Below are 24,069 nucleotides of genomic sequence, written 5' to 3' on the forward strand. Positions count from 1 at the left end.
CGGGCACGGGCATCACCACCGGCGGGCACAGGTATCACCACCGGCGGGCACAGGCTCCCACCGACGGGCACAGGCATCCACCGGCGGGCACAGGCATCCACCGGTCGGCACAGGCCGCCCGGGCAGTCGGCACAGGTACCCGCCCACTCGCACGAGCGCCCCGGCCACCGGCACGAGCGCCCCGGCCGCCCGGCAAGCGAGGACCGGGGTCCGGGGCCGCGCCCCGTTGAACTAAGGTCGCCCCATGCCCGCAGTCTCCCGCCGTGCCCGGACCCTCGCGGTCTGCGCCGCTCTCGTCGCGTCCCTGCTCGCGGTCGCCGCCTTCGCGCCCCTGCCGTTCGCGGTGGCCGCGCCAGGCGACACGGTGAACGTCCTCGGCGACGACAAGGGCAGGCCGGTGATCACCATCTCCGGCGCCACCACCCGCAAGACCAGCGGCCAGCTGCGGATGACCACGATCGTGGCGACCGGCCCGGACGCCACCGTACGGCTCGGCGACGTGATCGACGGCTGGTTCGACACCGACCGGGCAGTGATGCCGCGCGACTCCGTCTACCCCGTCGGCGACACGACCAAGGAGATCGAGAAGCACAACGCCGAGGAGATGAAGGAGTCGCAGGACGACGCGGCCAGCGCCGCGCTGCGCTATCTGCGCCGCTCCGACGAGGGCATCGACGTCTCACTGCGACTCGCGGACGTGGGCGGCCCGAGCGCCGGGCTGCTGTTCTCGCTCGGCATCGTCGACAAGCTGGACGGCGACGGCCGCGGCGGCGATCTGACCGGCGGCCGGGTCATCGCGGGCACCGGAACCATCGAGCCCGACGGGACGGTCGGCCGGGTGGGTGGCGTGCCGCTCAAGACCCTGGCCGCGAAGCGCGACGGCGCGACCGTCTTCCTGGTGCCCAAGGGGGAGTGCTCGGAGGCGCAGGAGGGCCTGCCGAAGGGGCTGCAGCTGATCCCGGTCACCAAGCTGAAGGACGCGGTCTCCTCGCTTCGGGCCCTTGCGTCGGGCAAGAAGGTCCCCAGCTGCTAGGCCCCGAGCCGCCTAGCTTCCCAACTGCTGAGTCGGCACCCCCGGTCGCGGGGTGACCAGCCGCAGCCCCAGCTCCACCAGTCCCCAGCCCAGCCGGCGGCGCAGTAGGCCGGGCGGCCGCGTACGGCGCACCGGTCGCGGACGCGATCGGGCGGCGCGTACGGCGCGGGCCTCCTGCTGGAGCTGCTCCGCGCGCAGGTGGTGCAGCCGCAGGTGTATGTCGCTGTGCATCTCAGCCTCCGTCGGACGGTTCGTGGGTCTGCGGCGGGCGCGGGAACGCGTGCAGATGGACCCGGACCGGCTCCGCCCGCGCTTCGTCCACGTCGGTGCGGACGCGGTAGCGCTCGATGACGGCGTGCAGCTCGTCGGACAGTTCACGGGTGAGCTCCGGCGTCAGCCGCAGGGAGAAGTCGCTGAGGTCCGAGACCCCGTGCCACTCGCGCGGCCACTCGTGCTTCGTGCCGAGCGCGGTGGACAGCTCCTGGGCATGGATGGTCGCGACCTCGTGCAGGAAGGTACTGAGCGCCCCACGCACCTCCGGGTCGGGGTGGTGCGCGAACTGCGCCGTGTCGGTGCTGGTGCCCTGCTGGGCGGCCTTCCACCAGCGCTCGCGCGCAGTGCCCCGGTCGGGGTCCTCCACGACGAAGTCGTACGCGGCCAGCTGCCGCAGGTGGTAGCTGGTGGCGCCGCTGGACTCATCCAGCCGCTGAGCCAGTTGGGACGCGGTGGCCGGGCCGAACTCCCGCAGGGCCCCCAGCAGGCGGATGCGCAGGGGGTGGGCGAGTGCGCGCAGCGAGCGTGGGTCGAGGGCCCGGACGTCATGGGGCGGCGGTGCCGCCGGGTTCTCGGTCACGCTCCCACCGTACGGATGCAAAGACTTCGTTGCAACAGGTTCTTTGCAACGAAGTCTTGGGAATCCGGCGGCCGAGCCCTGCGGTCGCGGCGGGCTAGTCGTCCGCCGCCTGCTGCACCAGCGGGATGATCCGCAGCGGCACCGGGTTCTCCATCATGATCGCCGTCGAGGCCCGCACGATCCCCTCGAAGCCCACCACCCGGTCGATCACCCGCTGTAGATCGGCGTTCGAGCGGGCGACCAGGCGGCAGAGCATGTCGCCGTGGCCGGTCGTGGTGTGCAGTTCCAGCACCTCGGGGACGGTCGCCAGGTGGGCCCGTACGTCGCCGCCCTGGCCCTGCTTGATCTCCAGCGTCGCGAACGCCATGACCGGATACCCCAGCGCCGCCGGGTCCACGTCCGGCCCGAAGCCGCGGATCACCCCGTTGGCCTGGAGCCGGTCCAGCCGCGCCTGTGCCGTGCCGCGCGCGACGCCGAGCCGCCGCGACGCCTCCAGGACGCCTATCCGGGGCTCCTCGGCGAGCAGGGTGATCAGGCGCGCGTCCAGAGAATCAATCCCCACGGCATTACCCTCCGCTCTCGGTGTTGATGGTCATCATGTACAGAGAGGCCGGTGAAACGCCGGTAACCATGTACAGAATGCCCAGCGAAAACCACAACTATTGCGCACCTTGTGGTTCGGAGGGAACCTGCGGCCATGACTGAGACCATCGATCACACCCCGCACACCGCTCGGCAGGCCGACCCCTTCCCGGTGAAGGGGATGGACGCGGTCGTCTTCGCCGTCGGCAACGCCAAGCAGGCCGCGCACTACTACGCCACGGCCTTCGGCATGAAGCTGGTCGCGTACTCCGGACCGGAGACCGGCAGCCGCGAGACGGCCAGTTACGTCCTCGAATCGGGCGCTGCCCGCTTCGTGCTCACCTCCGTCATCAAGGCCGCCACCGAGCGCGGCCGCTTCCTCGCCCAGCATGTGGCCGATCACGGTGACGGCGTGGTGGACCTGGCCATCGAGGTGCCGGACGTCCGCGCGGCGTACGCGTACGCGGTCGAGCACGGCGCCACCGGACTGGAGGAGCCGCGCGAGGTCAAGGACGAGCACGGCACCGTCGTCCTCGCCGCCATCGCCACCTACGGCCAGACCCGGCACACCCTGGTCGAGCGCTCCGGCTACGACGGCCCGTACCTGCCGGGCTACGTGGCCGCCGACCCGATCGTCGAGCCGGGCCCGCGCCGCTTCCAGGCCATCGACCACTGCGTCGGCAACGTCGAGCTCGGCAAGATGGACGAGTGGGTGGCCTTCTACAACAAGGTCATGGGCTTCACGAACATGAAGGAGTTCGTCGGCGACGACATCGCCACCGAGTACTCCGCGCTCATGTCCAAGGTCGTCGCCGACGGCACGCGGAAGGTGAAGTTCCCGCTCAACGAGCCGGCCATCGCCAAGAAGAAGTCGCAGATCGACGAGTACCTGGAGTTCTACGGCGGCCCCGGCGTCCAGCACATCGCGCTGAACACCAACGACATCGTGGCGACCGTCCGCGCCATGCGGGCCGCCGGCGTCCAGTTCCTGGACGTCCCCGACTCGTACTACGACACCCTCGGCGAGTGGGTCGGCGAGACCCGCGTCCCGCTGGACGAGCTGCGCGAGCTGAAGATCCTCGCCGACCGCGACGAGGACGGCTACCTGCTCCAGATCTTCACCAAGCCCGTCCAGGACCGGCCCACCGTCTTCTTCGAGATGATCGAACGGCACGGCTCGCTCGGCTTCGGCAAGGGCAACTTCAAGGCGCTGTTCGAGGCGATCGAGCGCGAGCAGGACAAGCGCGGCAACCTCTGACGGCCGGGAACCCCCCGTGTTCCCGACCCAGCCCGCGAGGACGGCGCGCGGCCACCCGCCGCGCGCCGTCCGCGTACCCGGGCCATAAGCCCTCCGCGTACCAAGCCATGGGGCGGCGCGCCGCGCACCGGCGATCTTCCCCGCGCGGCGGCCGGGTGCGAATCTTGACCTATGGCCGACCTGATCGAAATGCTGCTCACCGGTCTTCCCGCGGAGGCCGTGCTGACCGACCCCGACATCACGGGCTCGTACGCCAACGACATGGCCAGCTTCTGCGCGGCGGGCACCCCCGCGGTCGTCGTGCTGCCGCGCACGGTCGAACAGGTGCGGCACGTCATGCGCACCGCGACCGCACTGCGCGTGCCCGTCGTCCCGCAGGGCGCCAGGACCGGGCTGTCGGGAGCCGCCAACGCCTCCGACGGCTGTGTCGTGCTCTCCCTCGTCAAGATGGACCGCATCCTGGAGATCAACCCGGTCGACCGGATCGCGGTCGTCGAACCCGGAGTCGTCAACGCCACGCTCTCCCGCGCCGTCATGGAGCGGGGCCTGTACTACCCCCCGGACCCCTCCAGCTGGGAGCAGTGCACCATCGGCGGCAACATCGGCACCGCCTCGGGCGGCCTGTGCTGTGTGAAGTACGGCGTCACCGCCGAGTACGTACTGGGTCTGGACGTCGTCCTCGCCGACGGCCGGCTGCTGACCACCGGACGCCGCACCGCAAAGGGCGTCGCGGGCTACGACCTCACCCGGCTGTTCGTCGGCTCCGAGGGCAGCCTCGGCGTCATCGTCCGCGCCGTCCTCGCCCTGCGGCCCGCCCCGCCGGAGCAGCTCGTGCTCGCCGCCGAGTTCCCCTCCACCACCGCCGCCTGCGCCGCCGTCTGCCGGATCATGGAGCGCGGACACACCCCCGCGCTGCTGGAACTCATGGACCGCACCTGCGTGCGCGCCGTCAACGACATGACGCACATGGGGCTGCCGGAGACCACCGAGGCGCTGCTGCTCGCCGCCTTCGACACCCCCGACCCCGCGGCCGACCTCGCCGCCGTCGGCGAGCTGTGCACGGCCGCGGGCGCCACCGAGGTCGTCCCCGCCGAGGACGCCGCCGAGTCCGAACTGCTGCTCCAGGCGCGGCGGGCCACGCTCACCGCCCTGGAGGCCGTGAAGTCCGCGACGATGATCGACGACGTGTGCGTGCCGCGCTCCCGGCTCGCCGAGATGATCGACGGCACCGCCGCCATCGCCCGTAAGCACGACCTCACCATCGGGGTCGTGGCCCACGCCGGGGACGGCAACACCCACCCCACGGTCTGCTTCGACGCGGCCGACCCCGACGAGTCCCGCCGCGCCCGGGAGTCCTTCGACGAGATCATGGCGCTCGGCCTCGCGCTGGGTGGCACCATCACCGGCGAACACGGCGTCGGGATCCTGAAGAAGGAGTGGCTCGCCCGCGAACTCGGCCCGGTGGGAACGGAGTTGCAGCGCGGCATCAAGCAGGTCTTCGACCCGCTCGGCCTGCTGAACCCGGGCAAGCTCTTCTGACGCGGGTGGTGACCCGTACGCCCGCGGGTCACCACCCGCGCTCCTCGCCGCACCGCCTCACGCCCCGCCCTCCGCGGACGGCGACCCGTCCGACGGCCACGGGCGGCGCAGCCACACGTCGTCCCCCGGCGTGGGCGACAGCAGCGCCGTCAGCGCCTCGTCCACGTCGAGACGGTCGCCCTCGGAGCCCGGCGGCACCGCCCGCAGCGTGCGCTCCAGCCACGCCGAGACCGCCGACGCCGACGCCTCCAGCAGCGCGTCACCGTCCGGCGAACTCAGGGCCATCACCACGATGCTGCGCCCGCACAGCCGCGTCGGCCAGACCCGGACGTCCCCGTCACCGGCCGGCCGGAACACCCCCTCCACCAGCAGTTCGCGGGCGAAGGTCCAGTGCACCGGCGCGTCCGAGCCGATGTGGAAGGTGATGTGCACGGCGTACGGGTCGTGCGTCAGGTAGGCCAGCCTGGCCGGTACGGGGATGCTGCGCTCCGGCGACAGCACCAGGTTCATCTCCAGCTCTCGTTCCACCACGGCGTTCATCAGGTGCGCTCTCTTTCCGCTCTGCTCTGCACTGCCCGGCTTCTCGCGTCGCGGAGCCCCCGGTTGACACCCGGTCCACGGGCCCGCACCGGGAGAGAGCGCACTTCCCCGGTCCCATTACGCGACTTTCCGCGATCCGTCCGAAGTTTTTTCGGCTCGCACGTGAGAGTGGTGCCGGACGCGGTCGGGCCCCTGCGCCGGGCCGGTCTGATAGAGAGAGGCGGTGGAGCGATATACACCGCCTCGCGCTTGTGCGGCAGACTGCATACGCCCCACCGACAGCACAGCAGACACGGGACATCGGAGATCATGAGCGCCCCTACCTCAGGATCCGCGGACGGCAGCTCGATTCCAGGGTTCTATCCAGATCCGTCGATCCCCGGATATATCCGCTATTGGAACGGCGCCGCATGGGTTCCCGGTACCAGTCGGCCCGCGCCAGCCGAGGGCGAAGCCATGCCCACGCCGCCGCCGGGCATCACCACGGCGGACCGGCCGGACGCCGAGCACGCCGCCGCCCAGACCCAGATCACGGGCGCCCTGCCGGACGAGACCGGGCCGATGTTCCTCGACACGCCGCCCGCCGTACCCGAGGCGCGTGCGGAACGGGACGCACACCCCGTGGCACCGCGGCCGGTCGACGAGAACGACCCCCAGCGGTCGTCCGGCTCGCGGCCCGAACCCGCCTCCGCCTGGCAGGCGGACGCCTCCCGGCAGTCCGGGTTCGGCGGGGGAGAACCGGGCCGCCGCGTCTCCTGGGGCGCGGGCGGGCCGGGCGGCGGCGCGGCTCCGGGCAGCGGCGCCCCGGCGGCGCGCGACCCCCGGCTGGGCGTATCGGGCGCGGGCGTACCGGGCGCGCGCACGGGTGGTGAGCCGGGGCGCGCGGACGGTCCCGGCGACGCCGCCCCCGCACTGCCTCCGGCCGGCGTGATCCCCGAGCAGGTGGGGGCACCTCCTGGGGGCACCTCCCGCACCGAGCCCGGGGGAGGACCGTCCGACGGCCGTCCGGCCGCCGAGCCCGGCACCGGCCCCGGCGGCCCGGCCGCGGGCAAGGGCTCCGGAGCGCCCGGCTCCGACGGCACCCTGACGATGCGCGCGACCCGGCCCGACCGGGGTGGCGCGTCCGGTACGGGCGCCCCCGACTCCGCGTCCGCGCGGTCCGGGCCCTCCGCACCGTCCGCACCGGCCCAGGGCGGCGCACCGGCCCGCGACCAGGGGACCATGACGTTCCGCTCGCTCGGGTCCGGTGCGCGCGGACAGGACGGCGGCACCGCCACGCCGCCCGCCTCTCCGCCACCGGCCGGGCCCGGGGCCGGGCAGCAGCACCCGGGAGTCCCCGCGCAGGGCGGCCCCGTACCCGGCGGCGGCCCCGCGCCCGCCGCGGGCATCCCGCAGGGCCCGTCCGCCTCGCCGGGCTGGGCGCAGCATCAGGCGCAGCGCTTCCCGCAGCAGCCGGGTCCCGGCGGTGCTCCGGGCCTCGGTGGTGCCCCGGGTGCCGGTGGTGCTCCGGGGCCCGCGCCCGTCACCGGTCCCGGTGCCGGGCCCAGCGCACCGGCACCCGCACCCGCGCCGGGCCCCGAGGGCGTCATCCCGTGGAAGCCGCCGGTGGACAACCCGTTCCTGCGGGCCGCTCAGGCCCAGGGGCGGCCGGCACCGCTCGGCCGCCGCGTACTCGCCCGGCTGATCGACACCGTCGTCCTGCTCGCCGCGGTCGGCGCGGCCGCCGTCCCGCTGTGGGGCAAGGCGGTGGACCACATCGACGGGAAGATCGACGAGGCCAAGCAGACCGGCGAGACCGTGACGGTCTACCTGCTGGACGGCACCACCGGCGCGTACCTCGGCATCCTGCTCGGCGTCCTGATGCTGGTGGGCGTGGTCTACGAGGCGCTGCCGACCGCCAAATGGGGCCGCACCCTGGGCAAGAAGCTGTGCGGGCTGCGGACGCTGGACATCGAGGACCACGACACCCCGTCGTTCGGCGCCGCACTGCGCCGCTGGCTGGTCTACGGCGTGCTCGGGGTCCTGGTGATCGGAATCGTCAACGTGCTGTGGTGCCTGTTCGACCGCCCGTGGCGCCAGTGCTGGCACGACAAGGCGGCCCGGACGTTCGTCGCGACGGCCGCCGACCGGTAGCCGCCGCCCGGTAGTCCCTGACCGGTAGTCGACCACCGGGCGTGGCCCGTACCCCCCGGACAGGCCGCCGCAGGTAGCCCGAACGGCACGTGCCGGATGCGGCGGAGCGCGTGCCGGGTTCGACTCGGGCCATGAGCACCGAGCCGCCCGAGAACGATCCGTTCGCGAAGAGGCCGCCATCAGAACCCCCGGCGGGGGAGGGTGGCGGCGGCCCCTACGGCGGCGGCCCACCCCCGGGCGGAGGTGTCCCGCCCGGGGGACCGCCCCCCGGTGGCCCGCCGCCCGGCGGTGGCCCGCCGCCCGGCGGTGGCCCGCCCTACGGTGGGGGTCCCTACGGCGGCGGCCCGTACAGAGGCGGTCCCTACGGTGAGCCCGACCCGCGGCTCGCGGGCATGCCCCCGCTGGCCACCCTGCCCCGCAGGCTGCTCGCCCGGATCATCGACGCGCTGCTCATCGGCATCCCGGTCTCCCTCGTCATGGCCGTGCTGCTGGGTGGTTTCGACCCCGTCAACGACAACGGGGAGACGACGGCCGTCTCCATGGTCACCGTCCTGGTCTACTTCTTCTACGAGGGGATGATGCTCACCAACAGCGGCCAGACCGTCGGTAAGCGGCTGATGCGGATCCGGGTCGCGATGCTGCGCGACGGCTCGGTGCCCGCCGGCCAGCCGGGCTGGCTGCGGGCGGCCGTCTACGCGCTGCCGGAGGTCGTGCCCATCTGCGGCTTCGTCTTCTGGCTGATCAACGTCCTGTGGTGCACGTGGGACCGGCCGTACCGGCAGTGCATCCACGACAAGGCGGCCATGACGGTCGTGGTGTCCGCCGAGTAACTACCCACCCGCGGAGGGCGGCTGATGTAATCGGGGCCATGAGCCCCGATCAGCCGCCGCCTTCGCCCATGCCCTACCCCGCGCCTTCGTCCGGTCCGCAGCTACCGCTGCCCGGCATGCCGCCCCTGGCCACGTGGAACCAGCGTTTCTGGGCGCGGCTGATCGACTCGCTCGTCCTCAGCGTCATCTGGATGCTGACCCTGGGAGCGACCGGCGCCCTTGAGTACACGTTGGACCACCCGGGCCGGCAGGACACCGCCAAGCTGCTGCTCTCCGCGGTGCTCACGTTCCTGCTCTACTACGTGTACGAGGGCGCCATGCTGGCGCGCGATGGCCAGACGCTCGGCAAGAAGGCGCTGAACATCCGGGTCGCGATGCTCGTGGACGGTGACATGCCGCGTGGTCAGGGCTGGGTGCGCGCGGCGGTGTACGCCCTGCCGGGGATCCTGTCGCCCGTGGTGATCGGCTGGTTGTTCTGGCTGGTGAACTCGCTGTGGCAGCTGTGGGACAAGCCGTTCGCGCAGAGCCTGCACGACAAGGCAGCCAAGACCGTGGTGGTGTCAGCCGTGCAGTGAGTGCTCGCCGACCCGGCGCTCGGCGCCCCGGCGGGCCGCCGGGCCGCCGGAGGCCACGGGGCGGCGGGACCGCACGCCGACCGCGCGGCGGTGCGCACCCTGCGGCGGCGCGGTGACCGCGACCAGCAGGCCCAGCGCCAGGCCGGCCACGGCGACGACGGCGACGCCCAGGCCCGAACGCGACTGCGACAGCAGCAGCATGGCGAGGGTCGACAGGACGACGGTGGCCGAACCGTAGGCGAACTGAGCGCGAGTCGGACGCGGCATGGCGGGATCCGTCCTCAAGGCATCGGCAAAGGAGCGTCTACGGTCCTGCATGCCCGACCGGAACACCGGGTAAGCGCGCGCCCCGCCACGGCCCCCGCGTGACCGTTGCACAGGGGGCGCACGGAGTCATCTCCCGTTTCAACTCCTGGGATGCGCGCGCCCGTACCGTCCAGCGGTATCGGTCCGTCCGCTTGATCGCTATCCGGGTGTCGAGGATCGGTTAACGTACTGCCGTTGTCTGTTCATGTCAAGATCTGTCTTTTCTGTCGCCACTCCTGTCAAATACGGCCCAGGTTTGACAGGGGAGGCATGTCTTGAACAGCCAACGGAGGGCCGTCAGATCGGCCGCCATCGCCACGGTGATCGCCGCAATGGGCGCGGTCGCCACGACCACTGGCATGGCACAGGCCGACGAGCAGAAGGCTGCGCCGACCGCGGAGCGCCATGACCCGGCGCCCGCGAAGAGCGACGTCGACCACGATCTGACGGGGCCGTACAGCAAGGAGCAGGAGGCGCGCCGCGAGGCCGCCCTCCAGCAGGTCATATCCGGCGACGCCGACACCGAGCGGCGCGGCGGCTCGGAGGTCGTCAAGCTCGGCAAGGGCAAGTACGTCGAGCTCGCCCGGGAGAAGACCGACAAGATCTTCACCATCCTCGTGGAGTTCGGCGACAAGGTCGACGACACGACGATGCACGACCCGGACGGCCCGGACGGGCCGAAGCCGCCGGTGAAGAAGTACGGCGGCACGGCGGGCCCGGCGCACAACACCATCGCCGAGCCGGACCGCGCCACCGACAACAGCACCGCCTGGCAGAAGGACTACGACCGCAAGCACTTCCAGGACCTGTACTTCTCCAAGGAGAAGGGCAAGCAGTCCCTGAAGAAGTACTACGAGAAGCAGTCCTCGGGCCGCTACTCGGTCGACGGCGAGGTCTCCGACTGGGTCAAGGTCGACTGGAACGAGGGCCGCTACGGCTCCAACTACTGCGGCGACACCAACTGCCACAACGCCTGGGACCTGATCCGCGACGGCGTCAACCAGTGGGCCAAGGACCAGAAGGCCGCCGGCCGTACCGACGCCCAGATCAAGGCGGACCTGGCCAAGTACGACCTGTGGGACCGCTACGACCACGACGGCGACGGCAACTTCAACGAGCCGGACGGCTACATCGACCACTTCCAGATCGTGCACGCGGGCGAGGACGAGTCCGCGGGCGGCGGTGCGCAGGGTGAGACCGCCCTGTGGGCGCACCGCTGGTACGCGTACGGCACCGACGCGGGCAAGACCGGCCCCGCGGGCAACCAGTCCGGCGGCACCCAGATCGGCGACACCGGCATCTGGGTCGGCGACTACACCATGCAGCCGGAGAACGGCGGACTCGGCGTCTTCGCCCACGAGTACGGCCACGACCTGGGCCTCCCGGACGAGTACGACACCACCGGCAAGGGCGAGTCGTCGGTCGCCTTCTGGTCGCTGATGTCCTCCGGCTCGTGGCTCGGCCGGGGCAAGGACTCGATCGGCGACCTGCCCGGCGACATGAACGCCTGGGACAAGCTGCAGCTCGGCTGGCTCAACTACGACACGGCGAAGGCCGGGAAGAAGTCCACGCACAAGCTGGGCGTCGCCGAGTACAACACCAAGCGGAAGCAGGCGCTGGTCGTCGAGCTGCCCGCGCGGTCCGTCACCACCGAGGTCGTCAAGCCGGCCGAGGGCGGCAAGCAGTGGTGGAGCGGCCAGGGCGACGACCTGAAGAACACCCTCTCCCGCACCGTCGACCTGACGGGCAAGGCCAAGGCCTCGCTGGACCTCCAGGGTTGGTGGGACATCGAGGAGAACTACGACTACCTCTACGCGGAGGTCTCCACCGACGGCGGCGCCAACTGGACGCCGGTGGACGGCACCGCGGACGGCAAGGCCATCCCGCGCGACGGCGGCGACAAGCCCGCGCTGACCGGCGCCTCGGGCGCGTACAAGAAGCTCTCCTTCCCGCTGGACGCCTACGCGGGCAAGAAGATCGACGTCCGCTTCCGCTACCAGACGGACGGCGGCACGAGCGGCAAGGGCTTCGCGGCCGACGCGATCAGCGTCACGGCGGACGGCAAGGCGCTGTTCAATGACGGTGCCGAGGGCGACGACAACGGCTGGGCGGTGAAGGGCTTCACGCGCATCGGCGCCTCCTTCACCAAGGACTACCCGCAGTACTACATCGCCGAGAACCGGCAGTACGTGTCGTACGACAAGACCCTCAAGGTCGGCCCCTACAACTTCGGTTGGGCCGACACCAAGCCGCAGTGGGTCGAGCACTTCCCGTACCAGAACGGCCTGCTGATCTGGAAGTGGGACACCTCGCAGCCGGACAACAACGTCGGCGTGCACCCGGGCAGCGGTCTGATCCTGCCGGTCGACGCGCACGCCAAGCCGGAGAAGTGGGCGGACGGCACGCTGATGCGCAACCGCTTCCAGGCGTACGACTCGACGTTCAGCCGCTTCCGTACGGACGGCTACACGGTGCACAGCAAGGGCGTCCCCACCAAGATCAAGTCGAAGAAGGGCGCCTCGGTCTTCGACGACCGCAAGGGCGTTTACTGGTACGACACGAACCCGACTGGTGGTGTAAAGATCACTGACACCAACACCAAGATCGCGATCCTCAAGGAGGCCCTCGACGGCTCCTCGATGACCGTCCAGGTGGCTCCCTCTGTGAGGTAGACCTCATAGTCGCAGGTCACAGCGTTACCGGCCGTCGCCCTCTAGCGGGCGGCGGCCGTTCGCGTTTAGATGCTGCTACGACCTTCTTATTGACACGACATCTCACGGGGGAGATGAACGCATGTCCGACGGCGGATTCACCAAGCTTCCAGGCGGGAGCGTGGTCGTCGCACTTTCCCTCCCGCGCCCGCCACTGGGCGGCGCGGGGGACGGCATGAGCTGCACGACCGTCCCGCAGGTCCGGGTGCTGGTGCACGCGGCCAACCGGCAGCGCGCCCTGACCAGGCTGCGCAACCTGGGGCTGGGGGCGGTCTACCTGCGCGGCAACATGAAGCCGCCGACGCCGGACGAGGTGACGGCGGTGCTGCACCATCCGGACGGGCTGGTGTGGCGTACGGCACCGGAGTGCGGCGGCGAGCTGTGGCACCCCATCGCCGCCCTGCTCCGCGCACCTGCCCGCCCACTGACCGCCTGACCTGCGCCTTCACCTCTGCCGTGGTGCGAAGGCGCACCGGCAGGGGTGGGGGCCGGCGGCTCAGACGACCGGCTTGCCGGTCAGCTCCACGCCCGCCGCCCGCAGCTCCTCCAGCGCCCGCTGCGTCGTCTCCGGCGCCACCCCCGCCGTCAGGTCCAGCAGCACCTGCGTCCGGAAGCCCTCGTGCCGCGCGTCCAGGGCCGTCGCCCGTACGCAGTGGTCGGTGGCGATGCCGACCACGTCCACCTCGGTCACGTCCCGCTCGCGCAGCCAGTCCGCCAGCGGGGTGCCGTTCTCGTCGGTGCCCTCGAAGCCGCTGTACGCCGCCGCGTGCGCGCCCTTGTCGAAGACCGTGTCGATCGCGCCGGACGCGATCACCGGGGCGAGGTTCGGGTGGAAGCCGCTGCCCTCGGTGCCGGCCACGCAGTGCACGGGCCAGCTGGTGACGTAGTCCGGATTGTCGGAGAAGTGGGCGCCGGGGTCGATGTGGTGGTCGCGGGTCGCGACGACATGCCGGTAACCGGCGGTGGACTCCCCGATCAGGTCGGTGATGGCGGCGGCGACGTCGGAGCCGCCCGCGACCGCGAGGCTGCCGCCCTCACAGAAGTCGTTCTGTACGTCGACGACGATCAGTGCGCGGTGCATGGCGCGTGCCTTCCGGCTGGAGACGAAAGGTACCGGGGCGCGGCCCGGCCCTTGGCGGATGGTGATCTGCGGCGGATGTAACCGAGGGTATCCACTTGGCGGTGATTACGGGAGTGGTAGGGGAGCCGTGCGGGAGTCGCACTGGAGTCGCACGGGAGCGCTCCGGGCGCGGAACCGCACGCCCAGACGCACTCCGTCGGCGGCACCGCGGCGCCGCACGCCCTCGGGCGCACTCCGTCGGCGGCCCCCGCCGCAGCGTCGCGGCGTCGCACGCCCTCAGACGTACTCCGTGGGCAGCACCGGCTCCCCGCGCGACAGCTGCGTGGCGGACAGCGGCAGTCCCGCCCGGGCCGCCGCGTGCCGGGCGCGTGCCGCGTCCAGGGGCTCGCGGGCGACGATCTCCCCGCGCCGTATCAGCTCCACCTGGAGCTGCCGGTCCGCCAGCTCCGCCGGGATCGCGCCGGAGCCGACCACCTCCGCCTCGGCCACCCCGTCCGCGTCCAGCCGCCGCGCCGCCCACTTGCGGCCGCCGGCGGAGCTCTTGCCTCCCATGGACTTCTTCGCGACCGGCCGCAGCGGGGCGCCGCCGTCGCTGTCGGCCCGGGCGACCAGCTTGTAGACCATGGAGCAGGTCGGGTGGCCGCTGCCGGTGACGAGCTGGGTGCCGACCCCGTACGCGTCCACCGGCGCGGCGGCCAGCGAGGCGATGGCGTACTCGTCGAGGTCGCTGGTCACCACGATCTTGGTCTCCTTGGCGCCGAGATCGTCCAGCTGCTGCCGTACCCGATGGGCGAGCAGCAGCAGGTCCCCGGAGTCGATGCGGACCGCGCCCAGGCCGGGCCCGGCCACCTCCACGGCGGTACGGACCGCCTCCGCGACGTCATAGGTGTCCACCAGCAGCGTCGTCCCGCTGCCGAGCGTGTCGACCTGGGCGGTGAAGGCGTCCCGCTCGTTGTCGTGCAGCAGGGTGAACGCGTGCGCGCTCGTGCCCACGGTCGGGATGTTGTAGCGGAACCCGGCGGCGAGGTCGGAGGTGGTGGTGAAGCCGCCGACGTACGCGGCGCGGGCGGCGGCCACGGCGGACAGCTCGTGGGTGCGGCGGGCGCCCATCTCGATCAGCGGCCGGTCACCCGCGGCCACGGACATCCGGGACGCGGCGGCGGCCACGGCCGAGTCGTGGTTGAGGATCGACAGGATCACCGTCTCCAGCAGCACGGCCTCGGCGAACGTGCCTTCGACGCGCATGACGGGGGAGCCGGGGAAGTAGACCTCGCCCTCCGGGTAGCCCCAGATGTCGCCGCGGAAGCGGTAGTCGGCGAGCCAGGCCAGCGTGGGTTCGTCGACGATCCGCCGCTCGGCGAGGAAGTCCAGGACGCCGCTGTCGAAGCGGAAGTTCTCGACCGCGTCCAGGACCCGCCCGGTGCCCGCGACCACGCCGTAGCGGCGGCCGTCGGGAAGCCGGCGGGTGAAGACCTCGAAGACGCAGGCCCGGTCGGCGGTGCCGGCTCGCAGCGCGGCCTGCAGCATCGTCAGCTCGTACCGGTCGGTGAACAGCGCTGTCGACGGCACGGCCACCGGCAGCCCCAAGTCCGCAGTGTTCATGGGCATGATGCTAACCCAATGTCGTCAGACTGACGATTTCTATTCGGACGCAAGGGCTCCGTCGGGGGCGGCTCCACGGCGGGGGGGCCTTTGTGCACCGGTCACCTCTGGGTGGCAGCATGGAACCCGTGAGTGTCGCACCGGTGGAGATCGAACGTCCCGAGTCGAGCGAGGCGCCCTCAGCGGTGCCGGAGCCCGACGTCCCCTGGGTCACGGTGGTCCACAACGATCCGGTGAACCTCATGAGCTACGTCACCTACGTCTTCCAGAGCTACTTCGGCTACCCGAAGGACAAGGCGCACCGATTGATGCTGGACGTCCACCACAAGGGCCGCGCGATCGTCTCCAGCGGCAGTCGCGAGGAGATGGAACGCGACGTACAGGCCATGCACGGGTACGGCCTGTGGGCCACCCTCCAGCAGGAGCGCTGATGTCGGGGACCTTCGAACCGCGGCCCGGTGGCGGGGCGGCCGTCGCCCTCGACGAGGTCGAGATCTCCATCCTGCGCAGCCTCGTCGTGCAGATGCTGGAGCTGATCGGGCCGGGCGACGAGCCGGCGGACGGCGGCGACCCGCTCGCCGCGCTCTTCGCCGAGGGGCCCAGTGAACCGCCCGCCGATCCGGCGCTCGCCCGGCTGTTCCCGGACGCGTACGGGGGGCCGGACCGCGAGCTGGGCGCGGAGGAGGAGGTCGAGGCGCGAGCCGCCTCGGCCGAGTTCCGCCGCTACACCGAGAATGACCTGCGGACCCGCAAGCGCGAGGACGCCCTGGCCGTGGTGCGCTCGCTGGACGCTCTCAGCTCCGACGCCGCCGCCTCCGGGCCGGCCGCGGACTCCGTACTGCTGGAGCTGGACCCGCGGGAGTGCACCCGCTGGCTCGGCGCGCTCAACGATCTGCGGTTGACGATCGGCACCCGGCTGGAGGTGACGGACGACGAGGACGGCGGCGAGCTGCTCCGGCTGCCGGACTCCGATCCGCGCAAGCCGATGGTGCTGGCCTACTTCTGGCTGGGCGGGCTTCAGGAGTCACTCGTAGAGACGCTCATGACGTGACGCAGATGCGTCGATAGGCGTCTATTTCGGACATCCCTCAAGGTCGTTCGCTCAGAGGGCGCTCAATTCCGAATAACGATCGGATTACCGCGTACGCCTTATTTAGTGCCCCAGGCGGTTTTTGTCCGGTTCTTTCTGTGGCGCCGCCCACAATCGCCTCGGCGGATCACTGTTACGGCCGTGATAAATCTTCACGACCAACCCGCGGACGCCACCCCTGTCCGCGGGACGCTACAACCGGCAGATCGCCGGTAGCACTCCATCGAACATCCGGGGGGATCGGGACCCGATCCGAGCCACAGCGGCCGGGTCGGTATGGAGAAAGGCGTCCAATCCATGACCTCAGCGCGGGTCGCAGAACATCACGACGGCAATGAGGCCGCGGGACACACACCCGAAGAGGGTTACGAGCGGGGACTGGGCAGCCGCCAGGTCCAGATGATCGCCATCGGTGGCGCCATCGGCGTCGGCCTCTTCATGGGGGCCGGGGCGAACATCGCCAAGGCGGGCCCCAGCATCATCCTGATGTACGCCCTCGCCGGCGTCGTCATCTTCTTCATCATGCGAGCGCTCGGTGAGCTGCTCCTCTACCGGCCGTGTTCGGGCTCCTTCGCGGAGTACGCCCGCGAGTTCCTCGGCCCCTTCTTCGGTTACGTCACCGGCTGGACCTACTGGCTCATGTGGGTCGTCACCGGCATGGCGGAGCTGACCGCGGCGGCCATCTACGTCCACTTCTGGTTCCCAGAGATCCCGCAATGGGTCAGCGCCCTGGTCTTCCTGGTGGTGCTGTTCGGCGTCAACCTGATCTCGGTGAAGATCTTCGGTGAGGTCGAGTTCTGGTTCTCGATGGTCAAGGTCACCGCGATCATCGGCATGATCGTCATCGGTCTGGGCGTGCTCACCCTCGGCTTCTCCGACGCCGGTGACACCGCCACGCCGTCCAACCTCTGGTCGCACGGCGGCATCTTCCCCAACGGCATCGGCGACAGCCTGATGACCCTGCAGGGCGTGATGTTCGCCTACCTGGCCGTCGAGCTGGTCGGCGTCACCGCCGGTGAGTCCGAGAACCCGGAGAAGACGCTCCCCAAGGCGATCAACACCCTGCCGTGGCGCATCATCATCTTCTACGTCGGCGCGCTCGCCGTGCTGCTGGCCGTGGTCAAGTGGACCGAGTTCACCGCCGGTGAGAGCCCCTTCGTGCATGCCTTCGACAAGATCGGCATCCCGTTCGCGGCCGGCATCGTGAACTTCGTGGTCCTCACCGCGGCCCTGTCGTCCTGCAACTCCGGCATGTACTCCACCGGCCGCATGCTGCGCGACCTGGCCGCCAACAACGAGGCGCCCGGTGTCTTCGGCAAGCTCAACGCCCGCAAGACCCCGGCCATCGGCATCACGCTCTCCGTCATCCTGATGGGCATCGGCGTGGTCCTGAACTACGTCGTCCCGGACAAGGCGTTCGAGTACGTCGTCTCGGTCGCCACGGCCGCCGGTATCTGGACCTGGATGATGATCCTGGTCAGCCACATCCGCTACCGCCGCGCGGTGGTCGCGGGCCGGCTGCCGGGCTCCTCGTTCCCGGCCCCGGGCGGCGCCGCCTTCAGCTGGGTCGCGCTGCTCTTCCTGATCTTCGTCACCGGCATGATCGCCTACGACAAGGACGCCCGGGTGTCCCTGTACGTCGGCGCGGGCTGGGCCGTGGCCCTGGCCGTCGGCTGGTTCGTCCTCAAGAGCCGCAACCCGCAGCTCGCGGCGCAGCCGCAGGCCGAGGCGGAGAAGGCGACCGCGGCCAAGTAGGCCCCGCGTCTCACCGCAGCGTCTCAGCAGGCGGGCTCCGGATCCCAGATCCGGAGCCCGCCTGCCTATTGTGTGAGCCATGCTGACCATCACCCAGGCCCTGTACGACGAGATCGTCAAGCACTCCCGCGCCGACCACCCCGACGAGGCGTGCGGCGTGGTCGCCGGACCGGCGGGCAGCGGGCGCCCCGAGCGCTTCATCCCCATGCTCAACGCGGCCCGGTCGCCCACGTTCTACGAGTTCGACTCGACCGACCTGCTCAGGCTCTACCGGGAGATGGACGACCGGGACGAGGAGCCCGTCGTCATCTACCACTCCCACACCGCCACCGAGGCGTACCCCTCCCGCACCGACATCAGCTACGCCAACGAGCCCGGCGCTCACTACGTCCTGGTTTCCACGGCCGAGTGCGGGAACGGCGAGGGCCCGGTGCAGTTCCGCTCGTTCCGGATCGTGGACGGACAGGTCGCCGAGGAGGATGTCCAGGTCGTCGACGCGTACTGATCGGCGGCCGCGTCCTGACAGGTGGTCGCGGAACGTCCGAATCCTGGGACAAGCTTCCGGAGCGGGGACCGGGAATCGATACGATGCCCGCATGGTTGTCCAGGACGTGAGCGACACCTGACGCGTGCCGCGCCGTCCACCGCCGGACGGGCCCGCCGACAACAGCCCCGCATTCCGACAGGAGCCAGGAGCCCTACATGGCCATCGAGGTCCGTATCCCGACCATCCTCCGCACCTTCACCGGCGGCCAGAAGGCCGTCGACGGCAGCGGCAGCACGCTCAGCGAGCTCTTCGCCGACCTCGAAACGCGCCACCAGGGCATTCAGGAGCGGTTGATCGACGGCAGCGGCGAGCTGCGCCGCTTCGTGAACGTGTACCTCAACGACGAAGACGTGCGCTTCCTCGCCGGCATCACCACCGAGCTCTCCGACGGCGACACCGTCACGATCCTGCCCGCCGTGGCCGGAGGAGCGCGCTGACATGCGCTACGACAGCCCGCTGGCCGCGGTCGGCAACACGCCGCTCGTCCGGCTGCCCCGGCTCTCACCCTCCTCCGAGGTCTCGGTGTGGGCGAAGCTGGAGGACCGCAACCCCACCGGCTCGGTCAAGGACCGCCCTGCGCTCCACATGATCGAACAGGCCGAGAAGGACGGCCGGTTGGCTCCCGGCAGCACCATCCTGGAGCCGACCAGCGGGAACACCGGCATCTCGCTCGCCATGGCGGCCAAGCTCAAGGGCTACCGCATCGTGTGCGTCATGCCGGAGAACACCAGCCAGGAGCGCCGCCAGCTGCTCGCCATGTGGGGCGCGGAGATCATCTCCTCGCCCGCGGCCGGCGGCTCCAACACGGCGGTCCGGGTGGCCAAGGAGCTGGCCGCCGAGCACCCGGACTGGGTGATGCTCTACCAGTACGGCAACCCGGACAATGCCGGCGCGCACTACGCCACGACCGGCCCGGAGATCCTCGCCGACCTGCCCTCCATCACCCATTTCGTGGCGGGCCTGGGCACCACCGGCACCCTGATGGGCGTCGGCCGCTATCTGCGCGAGCACGTGCCCGGCATCCAGATCGTCGCCGCCGAGCCGCGCTACGACGACGTCGTCTACGGCCTGCGCAACCTGGACGAGGGCTTCGTCCCCGAGCTGTACGACGAGTCGGTGCTCACCACCCGGTTCTCGGTGGGCTCCGAGGACGCGGTGGCACGCACCCGTGAACTGCTCGCCCAGGAAGGCATCTTCGCGGGGGTCTCCACGGGGGCCGCGCTGCACGCCGCGCTCGGGGTGGCGCGCAAGGCGGTCAAGGCGGGGCAGCGCGCCGACGTGGTCTTCGTCGTCGCCGACGGCGGCTGGAAGTACCTCTCCACCGGCGTCTACACGGCGGCCACCACGGAAGAGGCCATCGAGACGCTGCACGGGCAGCTGTGGGCGTAGCCGCCCGCCGCTGACCCCCCGAGGCTTACGGCCGGACCCTCTGCGGAGGGTCCGGCCGTCCTGGTGATTCCAGCCACAACGCAGGCTCGTGGAGGAGCGACCTGGGCTTTCGCGCCTTACGCTCGTGGGCACCGCATGACCCCCGGATCCCGCCCCTGGCCCTCGGCACAGGGACCCCCAAGGAGGTTCCTGCTCCATGAAGCTCACCGTCGTCGGATGCTCGGGGTCGTTCCCGTCCGCGGAGTCGGCCTGTTCGAGCTACCTCGTCGAGGCAGACGGCTTCCGGCTGCTGCTCGACATGGGCAACGGCGCCCTGGGCGAGCTGCAGCGCCACTGCGGTCTGTACGACCTCGACGCCGTCATGCTGTCGCATCTGCACCCCGACCACTGCATCGACATGTGCGCCTATTTCGTGGCCCGCTACTACCGGTTCGACGGCGGCCGCGCGGATGCCATCCCGGTCTACGGGCCGGAGGGCACCGAGCGCCGGCTGCTGCGGGCCTACGACGACGTACCGGACGACACCTGCATGGGCGAGGTCTTCGACTTCCGGACCCTGACACCCGCTACGTTCACCGTGGGCCCGTTCACGGTGCGCACCGCCCGGGTCCGCCACCCGGTGGAGGCGTTCGGCTTCCGGATCGAGCACGGTGGCCGCACCCTGGTCTACTCCGGGGACACCGGCCCCTGCCAGGCCCTGACCGAGCTGGCCGCGGGCGCCGATCTGTTCCTGTGCGAGGCCGCGTTCACGCACGGCAAGGAGGACATCCCGGATCTGCACCTCAACGGCCGCCAGGCGGGCGAGCACGCCCGGGCCGCGGGGGTGCGCACCCTGCTGCTGACCCACATCCCGCCGTGGACCGATCCGCAGGTCAATCAGCGGGACGCGCAGGAGGTCTTCGACGGCCCGGTGGAGCTGGCGAAGGCGGGCGCGGTCTACGAGGTGTAGCGGCGGTTGCCCGTACGCACGGGAAGGGGCCCCGAACCGACGGGTTCGGGGCCCCTTCCCATGTGCTGTGCGCCGTCAGGCCTTGTACTGGGCCTTGTCCTGCTCAGCGATCTCCTCGTCGGACTCGCGGCCCGGCGTCGGAATGTTGAACTTGACGATCGCGAACCGGAAGATCGCGTAGTACAGCGCCGCGAAACACAGGCCGACGACCACCAGCAGCCACGGCTTGGTCGCGATACCGAGGTTGAGCACGAAGTCGATGGCGCCGGCCGAGAAACCGAAGCCGTCCTTCATGCCCAGGGCCCAGGTCAGCGCCAGCGAGACACCCGTCAGGACGGCGTGGATCGCGTAGAGCACCGGGGCGATGAACATGAAGGTGAACTCGATCGGCTCGGTCACACCGGTGACGAAGGCGGTGAGCGCGATGGAGAACATCATGCCGCCGACGACCTTGCGCCGCTCGGGGCGGGCGCAGTGGACGATGGCCAGGCAGGCGGCCGGCAGCGCGAACATCATGATCGGGAAGAAGCCGGTCATGAACTGGCCGGCGTCCGGGTCGCCCTGGAGGAAGCGGGCGATGTCGCCGTGCTTGCCCTCGAACTCACCGGCCTGGAGCCACGGGAACGAGTTGAGCAGGTGGTGCATGCCGACGGGGATCAGCGCCCGGTTGGCGACACCGAAGATGCCCGCGCCGACGGCACCCGAGCCGACCAGCCATTCACCGAAGTTGTGCAGACCCGAGCCCAGGACCGGCCAGATGTAGCCGAAGATGACGCCGATGAACAGCCCCGCGAAGGCCGCGAGGATCGGGACCAGGCGGCGGCCGCCGAAGAAGCCCAGCCAGTCCGGGAGCTTCTTGCGGTGGTACCGCTGGTAGAGCAGGGCGACGACGAGGCCGATCACGACGCCACCGAGGACGCCGGCGTTGACCGGCGCGGAGACCTCGACGATCTTGCCGTCCTCGACCTGCTGGATCTTCGGCAGATTGTCGTCGGTGAAGGTGCCCAGTACCTTGCTGAAGACGAGGTAGCCGACGACGGCGGCGAGCGCGGTCGAGCCGTCCGCCTTCTTGGCGAACCCGATGGCGATACCGACGGCGAACAGCAGCGGCATGTTGTCCAGCAGCGCACCGCCGCCGGCCGCCATGAACTCGGCGATCTTGTTCAGGAACGCCGGGAGCGACTCCTTGCCGAGCATGTCATCCTGGCCGAGGCGGACCATGAGAGCCGCGGCGGGCAGGGTGGCGATGGGCAGCATCAGGCTGCGGCCGATGCGCTGGGCGACGGCCATCACGCTGGAGCCGCGGCCCTTCTTCTCCGGGGCCGCCGTCGCGGTGTCCGTACTCATCGGATTCCTCCTGGTGAGGCGGGCACTCGCTGGTGGGGAACAGCCCGCTTTTGGTCTACACCACCTAGTGGTGTAGACCTGTTGTAGCACGGAGGTATCCGTCGAAGGAATCCGCGGTTCCATGGTTTCATGTGGCCTGGACCACATGGCCGTCGGTCCGGGGGAAGGCCCTGCTCGGAGAGCGGCCCCGGATGATCGTGGTTAACGTGTGAAAACCGTTCGTCGGTATCTCCGCAGGGTCGAGACAACAGGAGTGGGCCATGGCCAGCAAGGCTGAGAAGATCGTCGAGGGGCTCGGCGGTATCGACAACATCGACGAGATCGAGGGCTGCATCACCCGCCTCCGCACCGAGGTCCACGACGCCGATCTGGTCAACGAGGCCGCGCTGAAGGCCGCCGGAGCGCACGGCGTGGTGAAGATGGGCACCGCCGTCCAGGTCGTCATCGGCACCGACGCCGACCCGATCGCCGCCGAGATCGAAGACATGATGTGAGCGACGCACAAAAGATATGACGTGAGCCACCGCGTACCGCGCCCACCACGGCGCTGACGCACCCGAAGGGCCCCGCTCCGGTCTGGAGCGGGGCCCTTCGCGCCCCTCGCGCAGCCGATAGGCTCATCCCATGTCTCGTATCGACGGCCGTACTCCCGAACAGCTCCGCCCGGTGACCATCGAGCGCGGCTGGAGCATGCACGCCGAGGGCTCCGTCCTCATCTCCTTCGGGGGCACCCGCGTGCTGTGCACCGCCAGCGTCACCGAAGGCGTGCCGCGATGGCGCAAGGGCAGCGGCGAGGGCTGGGTCACCGCCGAGTACGCCATGCTGCCGCGCGCCACCAACACCCGCGGCGACCGCGAGTCCGTCCGCGGCAAGATCGGCGGCCGCACCCACGAGATCTCCCGGCTCATCGGCCGCTCGCTGCGCGCCGTGATCGACTTCAAGGCCCTCGGCGAGAACACCATCGTCCTCGACTGCGACGTCCTGCAGGCCGACGGCGGCACCCGCACCGCGGCCATCACCGGCGCCTACGTCGCCCTCGCCGACGCCATCGCCTGGGCCCAGGGCAAGAAGCTCGTCAAGGCCGGCCGGCAGCCCATCACCGGCACCGTCGCCGCGGTCAGCGTGGGCATCGTCGACGGCGTACCGCTGCTGGACCTGTGCTACGAGGAGGACGTGCGCGCCGAGACCGACATGAACGTCGTCTGCACCGGCGACGGCCGCTTCGTCGAGGTCCAGGGCACCGCCGAGGGCGAGCCGTTCGCCCGCCAGGAGCTCGACGGACTGCTGGACCTGGCCGTGGCGGGCTGCGACCGGCTCGCCGCACTTCAGCGTGAGGCGCTCGCCACGACGCGCTAGCCGCCGCGGGGGGCGATCAACCTGGGACGGGCTCCGTGCGTTCCTATAGGCAGGCAGGGAAGCCGGCGCGCGATCTTGACCGCGCGCCCGGTCTTCCGCATCCGATGGGGAGGAACCAGTTGATGACCGTGCGCCATCTTCGGCACCGCCGCACCACCGCCACCGCACTCGCCGCCGCGGCGCTTGTCCTGGGGGCGACGCTCAGCACCGGCTGCGACAGCGTACGCAAGGCCGTCGACTGCGGCCGGCTCGCCATCGAGATCTCCAACGACTTCGAGAACCTCCAGGACTCGCTGGTCGATGCCGCGGTCGACCCCGGAGAAGCCGACAAGATCCTCGACAACTTCGAGAAGGACATCGACAAGCTCAAGGACAGGACCGACAACGCCGACGTCAGCAAGGCCGTCGACGATCTGCAGAAGGCCGTGGACAACGCGCAGGCGTCCATCGACAAGGGCGACAAGCCCGACCTCTCGCCGGTCAAGGACGCGGTCGGCGAGCTGACCGACGTCTGCACCCCGGGCTGATCGCTCCCCGTGGGCTTCGGCGGCGACTGCCCCACCTCCGGATCCGGGACGCGGCCGCGCGTCCCG

Annotated in this window: 26 protein-coding genes; 18 read left to right on the plus strand and 8 right to left on the minus strand. The window is 70.7% G+C overall.

Annotation, left to right across the window (positions count from 1 at the left end):
- Positions 1-244: 244 nt before the first annotated feature.
- Positions 245-1,033 (plus strand): YlbL family protein, encoded by a 789-nt coding sequence (locus tag ACQUSR_RS21235; RefSeq protein ID WP_431044168.1) that lies wholly within the window; start codon positions 245-247, stop codon positions 1,031-1,033.
- 12 nt (positions 1,034-1,045) lie between these two features.
- Here the strand turns inward: ACQUSR_RS21235 and ACQUSR_RS21240 are convergent, their stop codons facing one another.
- From ACQUSR_RS21240 to ACQUSR_RS21250, 3 genes are all read right to left on the minus strand, one after another.
- Positions 1,046-1,264 (minus strand): hypothetical protein, encoded by a 219-nt coding sequence (locus ACQUSR_RS21240; protein ID WP_431044169.1) that lies wholly within the window; start codon positions 1,262-1,264, stop codon positions 1,046-1,048.
- A gap of 1 nt (position 1,265) precedes the next feature.
- On the minus strand, positions 1,266-1,886 hold the full coding sequence (locus ACQUSR_RS21245; RefSeq protein WP_431044171.1) for a helix-turn-helix domain-containing protein: 621 nt from the start codon (positions 1,884-1,886) through the stop codon (positions 1,266-1,268).
- A gap of 94 nt (positions 1,887-1,980) precedes the next feature.
- Complete coding sequence (locus tag ACQUSR_RS21250; protein WP_304461991.1) at positions 1,981-2,448, minus strand: Lrp/AsnC family transcriptional regulator; 468 nt, start codon at positions 2,446-2,448, stop codon at positions 1,981-1,983.
- Between the two features lie 135 nt (positions 2,449-2,583).
- Here ACQUSR_RS21250 and hppD point away from each other — a divergent pair, with 135 nt between their 5' ends.
- Together hppD and ACQUSR_RS21260 are read left to right on the plus strand one after the other, a co-directional pair.
- Entirely contained in the window at positions 2,584-3,726 is a 1,143-nt protein-coding gene (gene hppD, locus ACQUSR_RS21255; RefSeq protein ID WP_431044172.1) for a 4-hydroxyphenylpyruvate dioxygenase, read from the plus strand.
- Positions 3,727-3,897: 171 nt separating this feature from the next.
- Positions 3,898-5,265 carry an FAD-binding oxidoreductase gene (locus tag ACQUSR_RS21260; protein WP_431044173.1) on the plus strand — a complete coding sequence of 456 codons (1,368 nt, stop codon included), beginning with the start codon at positions 3,898-3,900 and terminating at the stop codon, positions 5,263-5,265.
- Positions 5,266-5,322: 57 nt separating this feature from the next.
- Here the strand turns inward: ACQUSR_RS21260 and ACQUSR_RS21265 are convergent, their stop codons facing one another.
- The gene (locus ACQUSR_RS21265) at positions 5,323-5,805 is read right to left on the minus strand and encodes an SsgA family sporulation/cell division regulator (protein WP_431044174.1); all 483 of its coding nucleotides are present in this window, start codon (positions 5,803-5,805) and stop codon (positions 5,323-5,325) included.
- Between the two features lie 309 nt (positions 5,806-6,114).
- Here ACQUSR_RS21265 and ACQUSR_RS21270 point away from each other — a divergent pair, with 309 nt between their 5' ends.
- The 3 genes from ACQUSR_RS21270 to ACQUSR_RS21280 all read left to right on the plus strand — a co-directional run bounded on the left by ACQUSR_RS21270 (position 6,115) and on the right by ACQUSR_RS21280 (position 9,343).
- Positions 6,115-7,938 carry an RDD family protein gene (locus ACQUSR_RS21270; protein ID WP_431044175.1) on the plus strand — a complete coding sequence of 608 codons (1,824 nt, stop codon included), beginning with the start codon at positions 6,115-6,117 and terminating at the stop codon, positions 7,936-7,938.
- Positions 7,939-8,069: 131 nt separating this feature from the next.
- The gene (locus tag ACQUSR_RS21275) at positions 8,070-8,768 is read left to right on the plus strand and encodes an RDD family protein (RefSeq protein WP_431044176.1); all 699 of its coding nucleotides are present in this window, start codon (positions 8,070-8,072) and stop codon (positions 8,766-8,768) included.
- A gap of 38 nt (positions 8,769-8,806) precedes the next feature.
- Positions 8,807-9,343 carry an RDD family protein gene (locus ACQUSR_RS21280; RefSeq protein ID WP_431044177.1) on the plus strand — a complete coding sequence of 179 codons (537 nt, stop codon included), beginning with the start codon at positions 8,807-8,809 and terminating at the stop codon, positions 9,341-9,343.
- On the opposite strand, the gene ACQUSR_RS21285 is transcribed toward ACQUSR_RS21280, so the two are convergent.
- Positions 9,329-9,610, minus strand: coding sequence for a hypothetical protein (locus ACQUSR_RS21285; RefSeq protein WP_431044178.1), 282 nt, complete (start codon positions 9,608-9,610; stop codon positions 9,329-9,331). The genes ACQUSR_RS21280 and ACQUSR_RS21285 overlap by 15 nt on opposite strands.
- Before the next feature lie 314 nt (positions 9,611-9,924).
- Between ACQUSR_RS21285 and ACQUSR_RS21290 the strand changes: the two genes are divergently transcribed.
- On the plus strand, positions 9,925-12,321 hold the full coding sequence (locus ACQUSR_RS21290; protein WP_431044179.1) for an immune inhibitor A domain-containing protein: 2,397 nt from the start codon (positions 9,925-9,927) through the stop codon (positions 12,319-12,321).
- A gap of 121 nt (positions 12,322-12,442) precedes the next feature.
- On the plus strand, positions 12,443-12,796 hold the full coding sequence (locus ACQUSR_RS21295) for a hypothetical protein (protein ID WP_431044180.1): 354 nt from the start codon (positions 12,443-12,445) through the stop codon (positions 12,794-12,796).
- A gap of 60 nt (positions 12,797-12,856) precedes the next feature.
- Here ACQUSR_RS21295 and ACQUSR_RS21300 read toward each other — a convergent pair whose 3' ends face one another.
- Together ACQUSR_RS21300 and ACQUSR_RS21305 are read right to left on the minus strand one after the other, a co-directional pair.
- Entirely contained in the window at positions 12,857-13,441 is a 585-nt protein-coding gene (locus ACQUSR_RS21300; RefSeq protein ID WP_431044181.1) for a nicotinamidase, read from the minus strand.
- Between the two features lie 276 nt (positions 13,442-13,717).
- Entirely contained in the window at positions 13,718-15,043 is a 1,326-nt protein-coding gene (locus ACQUSR_RS21305; RefSeq protein WP_431044182.1) for a nicotinate phosphoribosyltransferase, read from the minus strand.
- A 119-nt stretch (positions 15,044-15,162) separates the two neighbouring features.
- Here ACQUSR_RS21305 and clpS point away from each other — a divergent pair, with 119 nt between their 5' ends.
- The 7 genes from clpS (at position 15,163) to ACQUSR_RS21340 (ending at position 20,773) form a co-directional block, all read left to right on the plus strand.
- Complete coding sequence (gene clpS / locus ACQUSR_RS21310; protein ID WP_431044183.1) at positions 15,163-15,474, plus strand: ATP-dependent Clp protease adapter ClpS; 312 nt, start codon at positions 15,163-15,165, stop codon at positions 15,472-15,474.
- Positions 15,474-16,094 carry a DUF2017 domain-containing protein gene (locus ACQUSR_RS21315; RefSeq protein WP_431044184.1) on the plus strand — a complete coding sequence of 207 codons (621 nt, stop codon included), beginning with the start codon at positions 15,474-15,476 and terminating at the stop codon, positions 16,092-16,094. Before clpS ends, ACQUSR_RS21315 begins: the two co-directional genes overlap by 1 nt.
- Before the next feature lie 336 nt (positions 16,095-16,430).
- Positions 16,431-17,888, plus strand: a complete 1,458-nt coding sequence (locus ACQUSR_RS21320) for an amino acid permease (protein ID WP_431044185.1) — start codon at positions 16,431-16,433, stop codon at positions 17,886-17,888.
- Between the two features lie 79 nt (positions 17,889-17,967).
- Positions 17,968-18,393: a Mov34/MPN/PAD-1 family protein gene (locus tag ACQUSR_RS21325; protein ID WP_431044187.1), complete on the plus strand. Its 426-nt coding sequence runs from the start codon at positions 17,968-17,970 to the stop codon at positions 18,391-18,393.
- A gap of 197 nt (positions 18,394-18,590) precedes the next feature.
- Positions 18,591-18,872 carry a MoaD/ThiS family protein gene (locus tag ACQUSR_RS21330; RefSeq protein ID WP_431044188.1) on the plus strand — a complete coding sequence of 94 codons (282 nt, stop codon included), beginning with the start codon at positions 18,591-18,593 and terminating at the stop codon, positions 18,870-18,872.
- A 1-nt stretch (position 18,873) separates the two neighbouring features.
- Complete coding sequence (locus ACQUSR_RS21335) at positions 18,874-19,824, plus strand: PLP-dependent cysteine synthase family protein (protein ID WP_431044189.1); 951 nt, start codon at positions 18,874-18,876, stop codon at positions 19,822-19,824.
- Positions 19,825-20,020: 196 nt separating this feature from the next.
- Positions 20,021-20,773, plus strand: a complete 753-nt coding sequence (locus tag ACQUSR_RS21340; RefSeq protein WP_431044190.1) for an MBL fold metallo-hydrolase — start codon at positions 20,021-20,023, stop codon at positions 20,771-20,773.
- A 75-nt stretch (positions 20,774-20,848) separates the two neighbouring features.
- Here ACQUSR_RS21340 and ACQUSR_RS21345 read toward each other — a convergent pair whose 3' ends face one another.
- Entirely contained in the window at positions 20,849-22,120 is a 1,272-nt protein-coding gene (locus tag ACQUSR_RS21345; protein ID WP_431044191.1) for a PTS transporter subunit EIIC, read from the minus strand.
- Between the two features lie 260 nt (positions 22,121-22,380).
- Here ACQUSR_RS21345 and ACQUSR_RS21350 point away from each other — a divergent pair, with 260 nt between their 5' ends.
- The 3 genes from ACQUSR_RS21350 to ACQUSR_RS21360 all read left to right on the plus strand — a co-directional run bounded on the left by ACQUSR_RS21350 (position 22,381) and on the right by ACQUSR_RS21360 (position 24,003).
- The gene (locus ACQUSR_RS21350) at positions 22,381-22,614 is read left to right on the plus strand and encodes a glucose PTS transporter subunit EIIB (protein ID WP_431044192.1); all 234 of its coding nucleotides are present in this window, start codon (positions 22,381-22,383) and stop codon (positions 22,612-22,614) included.
- A 130-nt stretch (positions 22,615-22,744) separates the two neighbouring features.
- Positions 22,745-23,476 (plus strand): ribonuclease PH, encoded by a 732-nt coding sequence (gene rph / locus ACQUSR_RS21355; protein WP_431044193.1) that lies wholly within the window; start codon positions 22,745-22,747, stop codon positions 23,474-23,476.
- Positions 23,477-23,598: 122 nt separating this feature from the next.
- On the plus strand, positions 23,599-24,003 hold the full coding sequence (locus ACQUSR_RS21360) for a hypothetical protein (RefSeq protein ID WP_431044194.1): 405 nt from the start codon (positions 23,599-23,601) through the stop codon (positions 24,001-24,003).
- Positions 24,004-24,069: the final 66 nt, after the last annotated feature.

The organism is Streptomyces sp. P1-3 (assembly GCF_050613155.1).
GTDB lineage: Bacteria > Actinomycetota > Actinomycetes > Streptomycetales > Streptomycetaceae > Streptomyces.